Raw genomic sequence first — 358 nt, 5'->3', positions numbered from 1 at the left:
TTCCGCTCCTGGCGTCCCGACCTGCCCCTGCTCGCGGAGACCAGCGGCAAGAACGCCATGATCATCACGCCCTTGGCCGACCTCGTCCTCGCCGTGGCCGACCTCGTGAAGAGCGCGTTCGGGCACGCGGGGCAGAAGTGCTCCGCGGCGTCGCCGGCGATCCTCGTCGGGCCGGTGGGGCGCTCGCAGCGGTTCGCCCGACAGCTCGCCGACGCGGTCCGCTCGCTGCGGGCCGGCTGGCCCTCGGATCCGCTCGCCGAGGTGGGCCCGGTGGTCGGGAAACCCGAGGGGAAGCTCGTCTTGGCCCTCTCCGAGCTGGAGGGCGTCGAGTGGTGGCTCCTCGGACCCGCCCTCCTCC

Annotated in this window: 1 protein-coding gene; it reads left to right on the top strand. The window is 73.7% G+C overall.

What is annotated here, in order from left to right; genetic code table 11:
• Positions 1 to 358 (top strand): aldehyde dehydrogenase family protein (locus tag KVS71_RS17160; protein ID WP_217585120.1); only part of this gene is annotated, 358 nt, incomplete at both ends.

It is taken from the genome of Microbacterium sp. GbtcB4 (genome assembly GCF_019091465.1).
In the GTDB taxonomy this organism is placed as follows: Bacteria; Actinomycetota; Actinomycetes; order Actinomycetales; family Microbacteriaceae; genus Microbacterium; species Microbacterium paraoxydans.
This window is presented reverse-complemented; position numbering and strand designations above follow the sequence as displayed.